This is a genomic window from Zooshikella ganghwensis DSM 15267 (assembly GCF_000428585.1).
In the GTDB taxonomy this organism is placed as follows: Bacteria; Pseudomonadota; Gammaproteobacteria; order Pseudomonadales; family Zooshikellaceae; genus Zooshikella; species Zooshikella ganghwensis.
This window is the reverse complement of sequence record NZ_AUAF01000057.1, coordinates 14,235-28,667: the sequence shown is the minus strand read 5'-3', so window position 1 is coordinate 28,667 and position 14,433 is coordinate 14,235. Positions and strand designations below refer to the sequence as shown.

Annotated in this window: 16 protein-coding genes; 10 read left to right on the top strand and 6 right to left on the bottom strand. The window is 40.6% G+C overall.

The genetic code is table 11. The features are described 5' to 3' along the window. Positions 1–162 (bottom strand): transposase (locus tag F607_RS36045; protein ID WP_169719757.1); only part of this gene is annotated, 162 nt, incomplete at its 3' end. Positions 163–230: 68 nt separating this feature from the next. Beyond that, a complete protein-coding gene (locus tag F607_RS0113570) occupies positions 231–818 on the bottom strand; it encodes a hypothetical protein (protein ID WP_027708517.1) in 588 nt (195 codons plus the stop codon). A gap of 788 nt (positions 819–1,606) precedes the next feature. Between F607_RS0113570 and F607_RS32870 the strand changes: the two genes are divergently transcribed. Further along, the gene (locus F607_RS32870) at positions 1,607–2,086 is read left to right on the top strand and encodes a YfbM family protein (protein WP_051311472.1); all 480 of its coding nucleotides are present in this window, start codon (positions 1,607–1,609) and stop codon (positions 2,084–2,086) included. A 90-nt stretch (positions 2,087–2,176) separates the two neighbouring features. On the opposite strand, the gene trhA is transcribed toward F607_RS32870, so the two are convergent. Continuing rightward, a complete protein-coding gene (gene trhA / locus F607_RS0113560) occupies positions 2,177–2,794 on the bottom strand; it encodes a PAQR family membrane homeostasis protein TrhA (protein WP_027708516.1) in 618 nt (205 codons plus the stop codon). Positions 2,795–3,615: 821 nt separating this feature from the next. On the opposite strand from trhA, the gene F607_RS0113555 reads away from it, so the two are divergent. From F607_RS0113555 to F607_RS0113535, 3 genes are all read left to right on the top strand, one after another. Further along, positions 3,616–4,056, top strand: coding sequence for a hypothetical protein (locus F607_RS0113555; protein WP_027708515.1), 441 nt, complete (start codon positions 3,616–3,618; stop codon positions 4,054–4,056). A 1,026-nt stretch (positions 4,057–5,082) separates the two neighbouring features. Further along, positions 5,083–5,667 (top strand): DNA-J related domain-containing protein, encoded by a 585-nt coding sequence (locus F607_RS0113540; protein WP_038291320.1) that lies wholly within the window; start codon positions 5,083–5,085, stop codon positions 5,665–5,667. A 106-nt stretch (positions 5,668–5,773) separates the two neighbouring features. After that, positions 5,774–6,067, top strand: a complete 294-nt coding sequence (locus F607_RS0113535; protein WP_027708512.1) for a hypothetical protein — start codon at positions 5,774–5,776, stop codon at positions 6,065–6,067. Positions 6,068–6,243: 176 nt separating this feature from the next. Here the strand turns inward: F607_RS0113535 and F607_RS0113530 are convergent, their stop codons facing one another. Both F607_RS0113530 and F607_RS0113525 read right to left on the bottom strand, forming a co-directional pair. Further along, the gene (locus F607_RS0113530) at positions 6,244–6,528 is read right to left on the bottom strand and encodes a hypothetical protein (protein WP_027708511.1); all 285 of its coding nucleotides are present in this window, start codon (positions 6,526–6,528) and stop codon (positions 6,244–6,246) included. 155 nt (positions 6,529–6,683) lie between these two features. After that, entirely contained in the window at positions 6,684–7,586 is a 903-nt protein-coding gene (locus F607_RS0113525; protein ID WP_027708510.1) for a LysR family transcriptional regulator ArgP, read from the bottom strand. Between the two features lie 146 nt (positions 7,587–7,732). Here F607_RS0113525 and F607_RS0113520 point away from each other — a divergent pair, with 146 nt between their 5' ends. The 3 genes from F607_RS0113520 (at position 7,733) to F607_RS34105 (ending at position 9,357) form a co-directional block, all read left to right on the top strand. Then, entirely contained in the window at positions 7,733–8,341 is a 609-nt protein-coding gene (locus tag F607_RS0113520) for a LysE/ArgO family amino acid transporter (RefSeq protein WP_027708509.1), read from the top strand. Beyond that, on the top strand, positions 8,338–9,021 hold the full coding sequence (locus F607_RS0113515) for a B3/B4 domain-containing protein (protein ID WP_027708508.1): 684 nt from the start codon (positions 8,338–8,340) through the stop codon (positions 9,019–9,021). The genes F607_RS0113520 and F607_RS0113515 overlap by 4 nt, the downstream gene beginning before the upstream one ends. Positions 9,022–9,186: 165 nt before the next feature. Continuing rightward, on the top strand, positions 9,187–9,357 hold the full coding sequence (locus F607_RS34105; protein WP_157365473.1) for a hypothetical protein: 171 nt from the start codon (positions 9,187–9,189) through the stop codon (positions 9,355–9,357). Positions 9,358–9,443: 86 nt separating this feature from the next. Here F607_RS34105 and F607_RS35145 read toward each other — a convergent pair whose 3' ends face one another. Beyond that, positions 9,444–9,917: a carbohydrate-binding protein gene (locus F607_RS35145; RefSeq protein ID WP_027708507.1), complete on the bottom strand. Its 474-nt coding sequence runs from the start codon at positions 9,915–9,917 to the stop codon at positions 9,444–9,446. 456 nt (positions 9,918–10,373) lie between these two features. Here F607_RS35145 and F607_RS0113500 point away from each other — a divergent pair, with 456 nt between their 5' ends. The 3 genes from F607_RS0113500 to F607_RS0113490 are packed head-to-tail and all read left to right on the top strand — an operon-like array spanning position 10,374 to position 14,404. Next, complete coding sequence (locus tag F607_RS0113500) at positions 10,374–11,294, top strand: AAA family ATPase (protein WP_027708506.1); 921 nt, start codon at positions 10,374–10,376, stop codon at positions 11,292–11,294. Beyond that, positions 11,291–12,271 carry a DUF58 domain-containing protein gene (locus F607_RS0113495; RefSeq protein ID WP_157365472.1) on the top strand — a complete coding sequence of 327 codons (981 nt, stop codon included), beginning with the start codon at positions 11,291–11,293 and terminating at the stop codon, positions 12,269–12,271. Before F607_RS0113500 ends, F607_RS0113495 begins: the two co-directional genes overlap by 4 nt. Next, positions 12,272–14,404, top strand: a complete 2,133-nt coding sequence (locus F607_RS0113490) for a transglutaminase TgpA family protein (protein WP_051311471.1) — start codon at positions 12,272–12,274, stop codon at positions 14,402–14,404. Positions 14,405–14,433 lie beyond the last annotated feature (29 nt).

Below are 14,433 nucleotides of genomic sequence, written 5' to 3'. Positions count from 1 at the left end.
TAGGCAGCGATAACGTTTTCGGGCAATTTGCTTTTGATGATTACCATTGCCTTCTACTTGTTGAGACTGGCAGTGAGGGCAGCTGACGCCATCAGGCCAACGTCTCTGACGAATAAACTGGTAGCATTGCTCATCATTTACCAGTTGTTTGATATTGATCATTCTTTGCTTATTACTGACTTAATTTACCCAAATAGACGTGCATAATACATCTTTGGTTGTATTATATGCTACCCCCTAGGAATCCATATAGAGCCAAATTTAATTGATTGTTGTGACTGATCAAATAACGTTTCAATAGTGGAAAATGGTTGTGGGTGATCTTCATTACTGTATGTCGCAATGCCTTCTTTTTTCTGCTGGTGAAGTGTTTCTATATGCTGATAATGTATTTTTGCTAATTTGATAGCAACATCTTTTACTTGGTTTGAAAAGTTTTCCTCTTGGGAGAGGATGCCCATGGGGTTATTTAATTGTTCACTGGAAAGTGTTTTTTGAGAGATAATACGTGTTTGTGTTTCCATCAATGCGATCAGTACTTTAGGACTAATACTGCTGTAGCCACTCCAGTGTGAAATCGTTTCAGCGTAGTCTATTAAATGAGGCGCATTTTGTTTTAAGTAGCCCTCAATATCAAAGTTGAACATTTCGGTATGGCTATAAAGAAGCTGCGCTTCGCTAAAATGATTTGTCTGAACAAATTGTGCAAATTGTGCTTCATCAGCAATTAACTGTGGTGTATTGATCACGCTAAAGGTACATAGTATACCTAAGGAAAGGGTGGATAGTTTCCGTTTATACTGCTTGTGACTACTCATAAGCGGTTGAATCCTCTTTTCAAAATGCATGTCAAGTTAATGATGCGATGTTGATATCAGTAAAGTGTGATTTTGTTTTTGTATTTTTGAAATTGAGATATTGCACGTAATAGTATGAATAAATAGTTTATTAAAGTATGTGCTTGTCAGCGCTTGGTTATTAACGTGCCTATTTAATAGGGTTTACCTCTAACTAATAACTAAGCTGCAGCTACAATCTTTAACATTTTTATTTTTTGTATTATCACATTTGGTGTACGGCGGTGCTAAAAACTGGTTAACACAATGATTGTTTTTAACAAACGTATTCAAAAATGAGGAGTATTTAGTTGCTTTGTTGGCACGGGTTGGCAAATTTATTGTAATATACTCAAAATGAAGGGTTTATTGTTGGGCTAGCTTGGTTTGCAATGCTTGAGTGGGTATGTAAAACAGGTGCTAGTAGCACTGTAAACTGTAAGTAGTAGAGATTAAGGAGGGGCTTCTTCTCTTTTATAAAAGGGGGGGCTGTCAATATGAGCGAAAGATTATTGAAGTAAGGCTCATGCCGTTATTTTCCCTTAGAATAAAAAGTTACTTTTTAGTAATTACTTCACGCTCATTTTTCTAACATATAACACTCGCCTAAGCCTTATCCATGTATTATTGTTTTATAATGGTTTATTGATCAGGGAGAGTGGGCATAAATCAAGAAAAAGCATTGCCACCATATACCCTCAGTGAAGGTTTTTTATACCCCAAGGGCACAAGGGGGTATCTGTTAAGTGATGAAACCTTAGGGTAATCTTATGAGTATGAACGCCTATTTTCGCCGGATGTCTTATGGAACGATTCATAAATTATTAAGCTCCCCAGAATGGCTGCCTCGGGTTATTTTTACGGAATGTGATAAAACGACATTAGATATTGATAAATCCTGGCATATAATCCACTACTTGCTCTGTGGGTCAGCGCAGACAACCGATGAACTGATTAGTGAAGTAATATTGGGTGGGAGGCCAATATCTGCAGATGACCTGGGTTGTGGACCCGCACGTTACTTTGAACCACTTAAGGTGGCATTGATAGCCGATGAGTTAGCCCCTATTGACGCGAAACAATTGATGCGTCATTACTCGGTAGGTAAGTTTTCGCGCGCAGGTATTTATGGAAAGTGTTCTGATGCGGTAGATGATATATCCTTTATCAGTTGTAACTTTGAGTCTCTAAAAGCATTTTATATAACGGCTGCACATAATAAAGAAGGAATTATCACTGTTATTATTTAGCGAATACTCACCTGAAATATTACACAGTTCTTTTCGTTTGGGTCTTTTAGTATATAACATAAGTATTAACATTCACGCTGAATCTGACTTTCAGGCAACATAGATTAATACTGTACAATAATGAGCAATACTTCCTCCTAACACAAAGCAGTGCCATATTCCATGAAAGTGTTTAATACGCTCATCAAATGCATAAAACAGAATACCTGTTGTGTAAAGTAGTCCTCCAACGAGCAGCCAAACAAAACCTGATGTTGATAGGTGAGTGAGTAGGGGGTCTAAAGCAATAATAGCTAACCAGCCCATGACAAGATAAATCACAATAGGTAAGACCCGCTCTCCTTTCTGTGGCCATAAGTCAATAATAATACCCAAAATAGCCAGCCCCCAGACTACTCCAAACAATGCCCAACCCCAGGGACCTCGTAGGGTGATTAGTGTAAAGGGTGTGTAGGTACCTGCAATAAGTAAATAAATGGAGCTATGATCCACTTTACGCAGGATATTTTTCAAACGTCCACTTGTACTGTGGTAAAGAGTGGAAACCAGATACAGTAAAAATAAGGTAGAGCCATAAATACTAAAGCTGACTATTTTCCAAGGATCACCTTCTTCAGAGGCGATAAGAATAAGGACAACGAGTCCACAAAGTGCAGCACAAGCGCCAATAAGGTGCGTAATGCTATTAAATCGTTCACCTTTATACATAATCTACAAACCTCGAACCCAGAATAAACGAATACTACTGCTTGAAGCTTTGCGATATAGAAGTGAGTAAATTAGCATTGATTGTTAACCTCACTAAGTATAGAAAAAGTTACATTTCATGCAGGGCTTAAAAAGATTAAAGCTAGCTACTTGAAGTTGCCAGCGAAATTTAAGCAAGTTTTGGCCCAAAATCTGGTCATATCATTGATAGACTGCTTCACATGAAGGCACAGCTAGCACCTTTAAAACAGCTAAAGCTGCTATCATTAGTCTTAACAGGCCAGACTAGCCCCGCTAAAAATCCTTCACTGTAGTTATAGTAAGTCTTGGCATAGCTTTACTTGTTTTTAATGCCATCTTTTATATAGACAGCAAAACTTGTTGGTTAACTCCTCTGGTGACAATATTATCGAATGATGATGTTGTTTTTTAATGAGCTATAAACTATTTTGCTTTTTTGTAAAGTGTCAGTTTGTAATCTGGAGTAGTATGCACTAAGTGGTAAAAGTACAGGATACAAATTGATGGTATGTTTTATACACTGTTTATGGCAAAAGGTTTGATGTTGTGATAAAACACCAACATTGCACTCTCTAAAGGTCACAGATGTTGGCATAGCAAAAAAACACTATGTGTCGCCTTTTCTTCAGCTTACGGGTTATTACCCTTTTTAAGTTTAAGGTTTTGAGGGGAAGGTGAGGGCGCCTTAAAGCTAACGACATATACGGTAAAGAGTATGTTAAGCTTTAGTGTTAAACAATACTACTTACAATTGATTTGTAAATACACCCCAAAAGAAGATAGCGATTGAGATTTCAAAAATGAGTTACCATACTATTGGTTTAGCGGTTGATTTTAATACCCCTGCCTATCGTGACTTTGCTTTGAAAGTGCTTACAGACCCCTATGATACAGAGCAATTCGAGCCATGGGAGGTAAAAGCATTTAATGCACTTGATATGATGGCAACCCCAGACTTGGTTGTTGCTGATGGTCGTTTTTCACTTTTTGTTGTATGGGAAACGATTTCTGCTGAGCCTGATGATATTGCTCAATATTTTGCGGAGGCAGCAGGTCAAGTTCAACGCCTTTATATGTTAGGTGATGCTTCTCAGTCACCTGACGAAGAAGGTTCATTTTATATTAGTCAGGGTGATGGCTGGCGAGTACTAAAAGCAGGAGAGTTTAAAACAGTAAGTGAGTTTGGCCAGGAAGATGACCCTCGCGCTATCTTAAAAGTGGTGAAACAGCCACTAAATTAGTCAATGCTAAGCGCTAATGTGCTTTCCTTCTGCGATAAATAGTAAAACGGCTGTTGTGATTTATAAGTGAGTAACTTTTTACTGCTTGAATATCACTAAGCCTACTATTTTTCCATCATTTCCATCAGCTGGTTTGCAGTAATAGGGCAAACCAGTCATCAGTGACTTAAAAATATGCAATATGTGGGGTCGGAGTGATAAGAATACCTCATGATAAGTTATAACTTAAAATTATATTTTCTATGAGGTTAATAGTGTTTGATCATCAAAGGCACTATTTTGGTTTAACTGTTAAGCATAACTGTCCAGTCCAAAATACAGCACTCCAAATAAGCAAAACAGGTAAAGTATAAAGCTGAGTTATTAGATGTAAGTTGGAAATAACATTACTTAGCGGGTAACAATAATATATCGCTTCAGAGCATTGCGCTTTGGCAGACATTGATAGCGCAAAAAGTGTACTGCACATTATCATAATGAGGCTTGGAGTAACCCAGAAGCGGTTCAGCATATGGGAGAAGTTGGCTGTTGTATGTTTGAGCTTACGCCAATAGAAAAAGCTGCAACCAATCAGTATGGTGATAAGGGTAACAAGGTGTAAATTGTACAAGATAAACTGTTCTATTATGTTGATTATGACATTCATATGATTGACAGTACTAAGTGTTGGTAATAAAGCAGCAATATTTGAATGAAATCAGCTACTACTACTTAAATGCACAGAGGAAACACCTCAGCTATGACTTTTGGCAACACCTCATAATGGTATTGAGCTAGCTTGAGGGGGCTTTCTCTGTGATGCCTCAGCCGTTAAAAGGACGTTTTTAAAACAAGGGGTTAGGTAAAATATTTATACCTTTTTAGTGATAATAGTTCAGTGAAGTGTTTCCCTAACCTAAAAATCTTTGGGTATGGGTATATACTCATTTTAAGTGAGATAGCGGTACGGTAGAGTACTTAAGGTAAAGGCCTTAGTTCTTTAGCTGTACTTCATTTTGTAATATTTAAAAGCAGTGTTTAAGTTTGATGTTGGATAACCCGCTCAAAGCAACTATTCAAGCAATTTTACACCAATGCTCAGGTCCAATATCGGAGCATCAGTTGATTAGGGAATTAAAAGCACGTCAACTGATAACGGATACCTCATCGCTGGATAATTTGTATTCTGTTCATTTTCTTGTGATGAATGCACTTTATCAATTGCAAACTGAGCTATTGGATCATGAGTGGTATTTGTCTATTTCACCATTGGAAATCCATTTACTGCGAGTATGTGCTGTTTCGCAGCATAATGCCTTAGCTAAGGGTTCTCATGATTGTTTGCTTAGAGAGTATTATTTAGACTGGCGCAATCTAGACACTATGAGCCACGAAGGTCTACAACAGTTGATGGATCAGTTTTGGCGACAATTTGCCGCTTGGGATCAGCGTTCAGAGGCACTAATCGTGCTGGGAGTTCCTAGTACGGCAAAGTGGGAGGAGATTCAGTTGGCTTATCGAAAAAAAGCAGCTGAACTTCACCCTGACAAAGGCGGTGACCCAGGACTCTTTCGTGAAGTTCGTACCGCTTATGAAATGCTTGCCAAGTCCTATAAAAAAGGAAAGTGCTAATAAGCCAGTCTTATTATTATACCCAAAGTGTAGGGTATATTGTGACCGATATGTCGTTTATGGATAACAGCGATGTTATTTAAAATTGTATTGTAGGAGTGGAAACATGGACCAGAATGCTGAAGATGCAGGTATTATTGCTGCACTGATTGAGCGGTTTGATAAGCAGCGCTTGCCTAGGGCTCTGTCGATTAAAGAACGAGTCGACCAGGGTGAACGGTTATCAGAATATGATATTGCTTTCTTGGAAGAAGTGTTTGCGGATGCCAATGAAATGCGAGGCTATGTTGATCGGCACCCTGAATACCATGATTTAGCTGCCAGGGCCGCAGCATTATATAAAGCAATTATGGATAAGGCGCTCGAAAATGAGAAAAAAGATACCAGTGGGCAAGAATGAGTGTGAAAAATACTGATGTACTGCCTGTGAGGGCAATCAAATCAACATAAGCGTAAAGCATTATTTTAAGTGGGCCAAACTAGCCCACTTAAAATATAGCGAAAAAACTTTCTGGCTAATAACGTATTTTCTGATAAAAGTATAATTTACCCTTCACTGTGGGCATAATGACCTCTTTATTGGTTCATACTTCCAACACGACTAGCGGCATCTTCCAGTAGTTTAACAAGGTTTTTATCGCTGTCTTTAGAGCATAAAACCTCACCAATGGATAAGCCATTTTCTAAAAATAATTGAGTGCAGACACCTGTTACTTTGTCTGTATTAAAATAATAAGCTTTGCGTAGTTCATTTGCTGCATTCATCAAAGCATCTGCGGCTTGCTCTGAGTTGGACATATTGTTGGCTAAGGCATGTGAACTAATGGCTGTCAATAAAAGTGCCCCAATAGCTTTTAACATAAAACAATCCTTGTTTAAATGATTAATATTTTGGTCTTTAGTACATTGCGTACAGCGAGATGTTTATAACAAACATTAAGCGTAAATTCAAAGAATATAGTTTATGGCTAAAAATAATAGTGTCGTTTTTCTATGCGATATGATTAGAACACTCGCTATTTTTTATTAATAAGAAAAAGATGCGCTTGTTTTTTTAATGATTTTGTCAGCAGTTTAATAGCCTGTGAAGGAGTGTGCCATGTGTGCCAGTATAGTGAGCGAGTTTCATAGTGTTGGGGGGTGAGATTAATTAGTCTACCTGTTTCAATAGCAGAGCTCACTTGCATATGGGGTATCAGTGCATACGCAATACTATTTTCTACTACTGCAAGAAACGCATCTGAAGAGGGAATTAGGTGTGTGGGATAGTTTACTTGTGGTTCACCAAAAAACTGGATAAGAAAGTCCTCGTGCAGCGTGTCAAACTGGTTAAAAATAATTGCAGGGGCTTTTTGGGTATTAGCAAGAGTAAAACCGTCTTTAAAATAGCGAGCAATAAATTGAGGGCTGGCTACACAGTAATAATGGATATCACCTAAATAATGAGTTTTGCACCCAGGTAATGGTGTAGGTTGGCAACTAATACAACCTGCGACATCGCCACGCTTAAGTAGTTGCAGTGCTCTTAGTTCATCTTCGACTTGAATAGAAAGCAGGATGCGGTGTGACGCTAATAATGACTCAATACATGGCAAAAACCATGTAGCAAGACTGTCAGCGTTGATTGAGATATTAATTGGTAGAAAGGGGTTTTCACCTTCAAAAATATCAAGTTCAGTCAATAACTCTTGTTCAAGCAGCTGGACCTGTTGAAGGTGACAGATTAGGCGTTGGCCTCGTGCTGTCAGTTGCGGAGGAGTAGCTCTTATTAATAGAGGTTCTCCGATACGTTCTTCTAATTGTTTTATGCGCTGAGATACCGCAGATTGAGTGATAAACAGTTTCTGAGCGGCTTTCTCAAAGCTTGCAAGCTTGGCAACCCAGGCTAAGGCTTCTATTAGCTTATAATCGAGCTTCATAAAGAGGATCTCCACACCACATATAAGTGAGTATCTTTACCCCATTATAAGAATTACTAATGATTATTTAAATTAATTAATTTCACTTATATAGGTCATATTGCTACTGTTGCTATTGTTATCAAGCATTGGTGTTGAGGTAGATAATGTGGTTTCCATTTAGTCAGGGTTTTGCAATTGGGCTAGGAATGATAATTCCAATTGGTGCGCAAAATACGTTTGTGCTTAACCACGCTCTAAAGCGACATTACCCTTTCTCTGTCGCGCTTGTGTGTAGCTTGTGTGATGCCATTTTGATCTCAGTTGGAGTAGCAGGGGTTGGTAGCTTATTAAGTCAACATACAGGAATCATATTACTAGCCAAATATGTTGGTGCTGCTTTTTTACTTTGTTATGCCGGGTTTGCTTTGCTAAAAGCATGGCGTAATCAGTATGAGAGTGCTGGTCTAAGTGAAAAAAATACTTCCAGTTCTGTGGTTAAGGTGATTTTAGCGACACTGATCATCACCTTAGTTAATCCACAAGTTTATTTGGATACATTAGTCTTTTTAGGCAGTTTGGGTGCGCAATATGCTGATGATGGGCGGCTGGCTTTCACGAGTGGCGCGGTTGCGGCTTCTTTTGTCTGGTTTTTTGGCTTGACATATGGGGCGTCATTTCTTGCCACGAAGCTCCACCAGCCGAAATATCAGCGGGGCATAGATGTTGTAACAGGTTGTATTATGTTCTGGTTTGCGGGGTATTTAGTGTTATGACCAATTTATACGTTGCCCAAGAAATTTGGCAACAGTGGCCTAAGTTGCAGCTAGGCTTTGTTAAAGTGTCTGGTATCAATAATGAACAAGCGTCAGCCGCAACGGCTAACTATTTACAGAATGTTCAGCAATCTGTAGCAAGGCAAGTGCAAGAGGTAACACTCAGTGAGCTACCTGAAGTCGCCGTATGGCGTGAGGCATATCGTTTGTTTGGTGCAAAGCCAAAACGTTATCCCTGTAGTTTGGAGAATCTTTTACAGCGAATAAAGCGTGAGCAATATCCTCGAGCGATTAATCCTTTAGTGGATATCTATAATATTATTTCGCTGCAATATCGTGTGCCTGTGGGAGGGGAAGATATAGCAAAAATTAAAGGTGATTTATGGCTGCGGTTTGCCACTGAAAATGAGGCATCTATTCAACTACTGGGTGAGGCCGAAGCAAAAGCGCCCAAACCTGGTGAGGTCATTTACAGTGATGATGTTGGTGCTGTATGTCGGCGTTGGAATTGGAAGGAAGCTGATAGAACTAAGCTGACCCCTTCCACTACTGACGCTATTCTCGTGGTTGAGTCATTACAGGAAGCATCTCTCCAGCCTTGCCTTGAGGCTTTGGTAAACCTACTCTCAGAATATTGTGGTGGAAAGGCTGAAACGACACTGCTGACAGCGCCTGCTTAACATTAGGTTGATAGCAATAACTAATAAAATAAGACAGGTTGATATATAAGTAATAAGCATGAGTAGACCCATAGCTGAAAGTGGCTTACTATAACCGTTGACGATAGGACCTATTGACATTTGAGAGTAAAGTGGTGGTAAATACTGCTGACGGAGGGCAAATTAATGCCAAAAGACAATGTAATCACGTTCTCTACAGCTAAAGACCCACATGTTCATGCCCGTAAGGAAACCAAAGTAAAAGCGATTCGTCAGCGCTTCGAAGACTGTTTTCCTTTAGCATCTAAAGCGAAGAAAAAGCGCAAGAAAAAAACTAAACAATTAAAAAAGCATTAGAGGATACTAATGCTTTTTTAATCTGCTGCAATCACTGCTTGATTGGTTAGTTCTTATTTCCTTGTTAATCGTTTTCTAACATGTTGTTAGTAAATGGGTCGCCAAGGTCCCCACCGGTCTGATCCGGGTTCCTCTCCCTGTGTCCACCACTTTGCTTGATAGGTGACTCCTCGATAGTAAACGCTTTGGCCTTGTCGGTAAGACTGATGAGGATGCCATTGAGGCTCAATGCGTAACGGCCGAGGAGGGGGATAATTGACATTAAAGTTGACGTGTTGTGAGTAACGAGGCTCATTATAGTAGCCGGTATCGTAGTAGTGGTGTTTTCTAAAATGACGATGTCTTCGATGATGTTTGGGGCGCCAGTGTCCACAGCGCCGATGGTGGCGGTGTTGACGATAGTGGCGATGGTGTACCTCTACCACCCTGGGTGGATGGTGATATCCACTTGAAAATGAAACGTTTCCTGAACGAATACTTATTTCCAGTGCTTGAGATGCTGACGACAAAAGGGCGCTAGCTATGGTGGCACTTATACATAGTTGTTTAATGTGGCTCATATTTTAACCTCCTCGCGTCCTGTCTATGTACATCAAAAGCAGTATTGCGATAGGACGAATAAGGTATACCCATTGTGCTTTACATTTGGTGCATAGTCCTTGGTGCAGAGCTTTAAAAAGATGGTTTAAACCAAATCTATAAAGCTAATGTATTCCAATCTTTGGGTATAAGAATTAATTAATCACCTTTATTAGAGGTTATGTTCATGAAAAAAATCAGTGTAACTTAAAAAAATAGTTGGCAAAATAACTAAAGCGCTAAGTATTTCTTGTTTTTGTTGAGCAATAAGTCTTATTTGCTAGGTGGAGCAAGCTAATAAGTGAGGAATTTGGCTGGGCAAAGAGGATAGCGTTTGATGCTCGCAAACTTATGGGGCATTCACTACTCTAAGAAAAGCGATTATTGGTGATTAACATTAAGAGAGTCCAAAGCCAGTATTAAGATAAGGGAGTCTAATGCAGCAAAAACTGGATACCTGTGTATCATCTGTACAATATGCTTTGGCAGGCAAGCAGCAGGAAATTAAGCTGGCACTGTGTTGCTTACTTAGCCAGGGGCACTTATTGATTGAAGATTTGCCTGGTATGGGCAAGACAACGTTAGCCCATGCCTTGGCTCGCGTGCTCGGGTTGACCTACAACCGGGTTCAGTTTACCAGTGACTTGTTGCCAGCAGATATTTTAGGGGTTTCAATCTACACCAAAGAAACTCAACAATTTACCTTTCATCCGGGACCTATTTTTTCCCATATTGTATTGGCTGATGAAATCAACCGAGCTACCCCTAAAAGCCAAAGTGCATTGCTGGAGGCGATGGAAGAGCGTCAAGTGTCTATAGAAGGTGAAACTAGACTGTTACCTGAGCCGTTTTTTGTCATAGCTACACAAAACCCCTTTTCCCAGGCAGGCACGTTTCCTTTACCTGAGTCACAACTTGATCGATTTCTAATGCGTATATCTTTGGGTTATCCAGATCCAGAAGCAGAGCGTCAGGTATTATTAGGGCTTTCAGGTCGCGTTAAACTGGAGACGATTCAGCCGGTATTGACTCAGGAAGAGCTAAAGGCATTTCAACTGCAGGTCATGGGGGTAAAACCTGCTACAGCGGTCTTGGATTATTTGCAAAGGATACTGGCATATACTCGTAAACAAGAAGACTTTGCCTATGGTTTATCGCCGCGAGCAGGCTTGGCACTTCTGCGTGCTGCTCAAGCCTGGGGACTCATGAATGGTCGAAAACATGTGTTACCAGAAGATATACAAGCGGTATTACCCTCCGTCACTCAGCATCGTTTGCGTGAGCCTAATGATCATTTGGGTACAACTGGTGCTGCATTAAGCCAGCGATTACTGACCGCAGTGGATGTCGTTGTGTGATGCGAACCATGATTAAAGCTTACTTTGGCCGCTGGTTGGATCAGCGGATTCCTCCTAGTTCATCCATTTTTTTGAATCAAAAACGTATTTTTATTTTACCAACTCGAACAGGGTATTTTTTTATTTTAATTGGACTGGCTGTTTTTTTTGCTGCGGTGAATTATGAGAACAGCATGAGTTTTATGGTCGCTTTTTTTTTAGCCAGTTTATTTTTAGTATGTATTTTACATACCTATGCAAATTTAGCGGGTTTAGAAGTAACTGCATTATATGCTTCTAAAGCCCATGTTGGAGATGATGTTGGATTTACCCTACAGTTGCAGGATGTTGTGGGTAAACCCCATGAGTCCATTAGGTTATTTTGGCAGCCTTATCAGGTATCGACCGTTTCACTAAATCCACATGAAAAGCAATCCATAACCGTTTTTTTATTAGCCTCACAGCGTGGTTATTTTAGACCTGGGCGACTATGTATTGAAACCTATTACCCATTAGGCCTGCTCAGAGCCTGGACGTGGCTTGACCTGGAAAGCCAGGCTCTGATTTATCCAAAACCGGTCGCCTGTCCACTACCTGCATGTCATATTGCTTCCAGTGAAGGGGATACATTAGCCAAAGAGGGGGTTGAAGACTTTACTGGACTAAGATCTTACCAGCCCGGTGATGGGCTTCGTCACATTGCCTGGAAGCACTTTTGGAAGTCTGAAGATTTACTCACTAAACAATTTAGTGCTTACACTGATATGCGTTTGTGGCTGGACTGGGAGCAGTTTACCGGAGCCTCAACGGAGGAGCGGTTAAGTTTTTTGTGTCACTGGTGTCTGCAGTGTGAACAACATCATCAGGATTATGGCCTAAGAATTCCAAACGTTACCCTTGAACCTGCTCGTGGTCCTCAGCATTTAACCCGTTGTTTAACAGCGCTTGCCTTATTTGGTGTGAGTCAATCAAGTACTATCCCAGGAAGGGGCAAGTGAATGTTTAGACGAAAATCCAAGTCCTCAAGCCAGTCCTCTAAAGTCCACCCGCGTAAGCATGCTATTGCTGTCGCTTCAATACCACGTACGAGCTTAATATGGCTGCTCACCACCCAGGCACTGGTGTTATTACCACATTTATTAAGGATACCTTATTGGGTAGGGATTTTAGCTATTGCGTGTGGTGGCTGGCGAATTATGATTTTCCATGGACGCTGGTCTTATCCAGCTCGCTGGCTGAAAGCGTTGTTGGTCATTGCTGTGGTGGCAGGTACCTTTTTTAACTATGGTACGATTGTTGGTTTAGAGGCGGGCGTCGTTTTATTACTCTGTACTTTTTTACTTAAATTGTTGGAGATGAAAAACCAGCGCGATGCTTATCTTGTCGTGTTTTTAAGTTATTTTGTGATTGTCACCCAATTGTTGTACTCACAAGCCATTCCTTCCGCTGCCTACACATTTTTCACGCTGATAGTGGTCACCTCAGCACTGGTTGGCTTACATCAGCAACAGGTAACACTGCAACTCAAAAAAACCTTACGCAAAGGCTCTGTGATGATGTTACAGGCAGTGCCATTAATGGTGCTGTTATTTATTTTTATCCCTCGCCTGGGACCTATTTGGTCGGTAGAGTTACCTAGCCAAAAAGCCCGAAGTGGTGTCAGTGATCAGATGACACCAGGTGATATTGCAGAGTTAAGTAAATCCGATGCGCTTGCTTTTAGAGCAACCTTTTCGGGATCTATACCACCCCAGGACCAACTTTATTGGCGTGGTGTTGTGCTATCTGAATTGATGGGACGCACGTGGCGACAAGCGAGTCGGGAACTCGCATTAGCGAGCCGAACGGCACAAGATTTAAAACTGTCAGGCAACCCACTGATTACCTGGGGAGATCAGTTTCAGCGTTGGCCTAATGCAGTAAAAAAACAAGGGCAGGCACTCCATTACACCGTTATTTTAGAACCTACACAGCAAAACTGGCTTTACGCATTGGCAGTGCCACAAATCAGGAATGTTGATATAGGTGTAACACGTGACTTTACGTTAATTGCCCGTGAGCCAGTTCGGTTACGTCAGCAATATGAAGTTCGCTCTTATCCAGAGTCACTGGTTGACGTGGAGTTACCCCACTGGCTGCGACGACAAAATGTACAATTACCTGCATTTGGTAACCCTAAAACGCGGGTATTTGCACAACAGTTATGGGATGATGTACAGCAAAAACCGCAGCAGTATATCGACCGTATTTTACAATATTTTAATCGTCAGCCTTTTTACTATACATTGAAACCGCCTACTTTAGGTTTTAATTCCGTTGATGAATTTTTATTTACGAGTCGACGAGGTTTTTGCGCACATTATGCCAGTACGTTTGTCTATTTAATGCGGTTGGCAGGCATTCCGGCGCGTGTTATTGCGGGTTATCAAGGTGGTGAACGAAATACAGCCAATAATTATGTGCAGGTCAGGCAGTTTGATGCTCATGCTTGGGTTGAAGTTTGGCATGATGGCCGGGGATGGATACGTGTAGACCCCACTGCTTCTGTTGCTCCCCAACGGATTCAAGATGGCCTTGAAGCAGCTCTAGCTGAAGAAGGAAGTTTTTTAGAAGATACGCCGCTTTCACCAATACGGTTTAAACATATTGGCTGGATTAACCGCCTACGTCTTGAGTGGGATATGCTGGAATATCGGTGGCAGCGTTTTGTCCTTAATTATAACCAAGATCAGCAAATGGATTTTTTTAATCAATTATTTGGTGGCTTTTCTTGGTATAAACTTGCTTTGGCATTAGGTGGGGGGCTTGCCGTAATCATTTTGATTTTGGGCCTCTGGATTATTTTACGTCGTCAACCCATTAAATATGACCCTGCAACGCGACTTTACTTAAGGTTTTGTCAGTGGGGGAAAAAACAAGGCTGCCAACGCTTAACTGGCGAAGCACCAATGTCATATTTACAGCGACTACAACAACAAACTCCGCATTACAGTATTTGGACTCAACGGGTTACTGACAGTTTTGTTACATTGCAGTACAACCCTGATTATGAAAAAGGAACATCTTTTTATCAAAAAGAACTTATGCAGCTAAAAAAGCTTGTACGAAAGCCAATAAAAGAATCACTCTAGTTAAGGGTAAGCTTTGTATACCCTTCACC

Excerpts from the sequence above, each read along its gene's own strand:
- F607_RS0113520 (WP_027708509.1), top strand. The coding sequence starts at position 7,733 with ATGTGGTTTCCATTTAGTCAGGGTTTTGCAATTGGGCTAGGAATGATA.
- F607_RS32870 (WP_051311472.1), top strand. The coding sequence starts at position 1,607 with ATGAGTATGAACGCCTATTTTCGCCGGATGTCTTATGGAACGATTCAT.
- F607_RS0113515 (WP_027708508.1), top strand. The coding sequence starts at position 8,338 with ATGACCAATTTATACGTTGCCCAAGAAATTTGGCAACAGTGGCCTAAG.
- F607_RS0113530 (WP_027708511.1), bottom strand. The coding sequence starts at position 6,528 with ATGTTAAAAGCTATTGGGGCACTTTTATTGACAGCCATTAGTTCACAT.
- F607_RS0113570 (WP_027708517.1), bottom strand. The coding sequence starts at position 818 with ATGAGTAGTCACAAGCAGTATAAACGGAAACTATCCACCCTTTCCTTA.
- F607_RS0113555 (WP_027708515.1), top strand. The coding sequence starts at position 3,616 with ATGAGTTACCATACTATTGGTTTAGCGGTTGATTTTAATACCCCTGCC.
- F607_RS34105 (WP_157365473.1), top strand. The coding sequence starts at position 9,187 with ATGCCAAAAGACAATGTAATCACGTTCTCTACAGCTAAAGACCCACAT.
- trhA (WP_027708516.1), bottom strand. The coding sequence starts at position 2,794 with ATGTATAAAGGTGAACGATTTAATAGCATTACGCACCTTATTGGCGCT.
- F607_RS0113525 (WP_027708510.1), bottom strand. The coding sequence starts at position 7,586 with ATGAAGCTCGATTATAAGCTAATAGAAGCCTTAGCCTGGGTTGCCAAG.
- F607_RS0113490 (WP_051311471.1), top strand. The coding sequence starts at position 12,272 with ATGTTTAGACGAAAATCCAAGTCCTCAAGCCAGTCCTCTAAAGTCCAC.
- F607_RS35145 (WP_027708507.1), bottom strand. The coding sequence starts at position 9,917 with ATGAGCCACATTAAACAACTATGTATAAGTGCCACCATAGCTAGCGCC.
- F607_RS0113535 (WP_027708512.1), top strand. The coding sequence starts at position 5,774 with ATGGACCAGAATGCTGAAGATGCAGGTATTATTGCTGCACTGATTGAG.
- F607_RS0113500 (WP_027708506.1), top strand. The coding sequence starts at position 10,374 with ATGCAGCAAAAACTGGATACCTGTGTATCATCTGTACAATATGCTTTG.
- F607_RS0113540 (WP_038291320.1), top strand. The coding sequence starts at position 5,083 with ATGTTGGATAACCCGCTCAAAGCAACTATTCAAGCAATTTTACACCAA.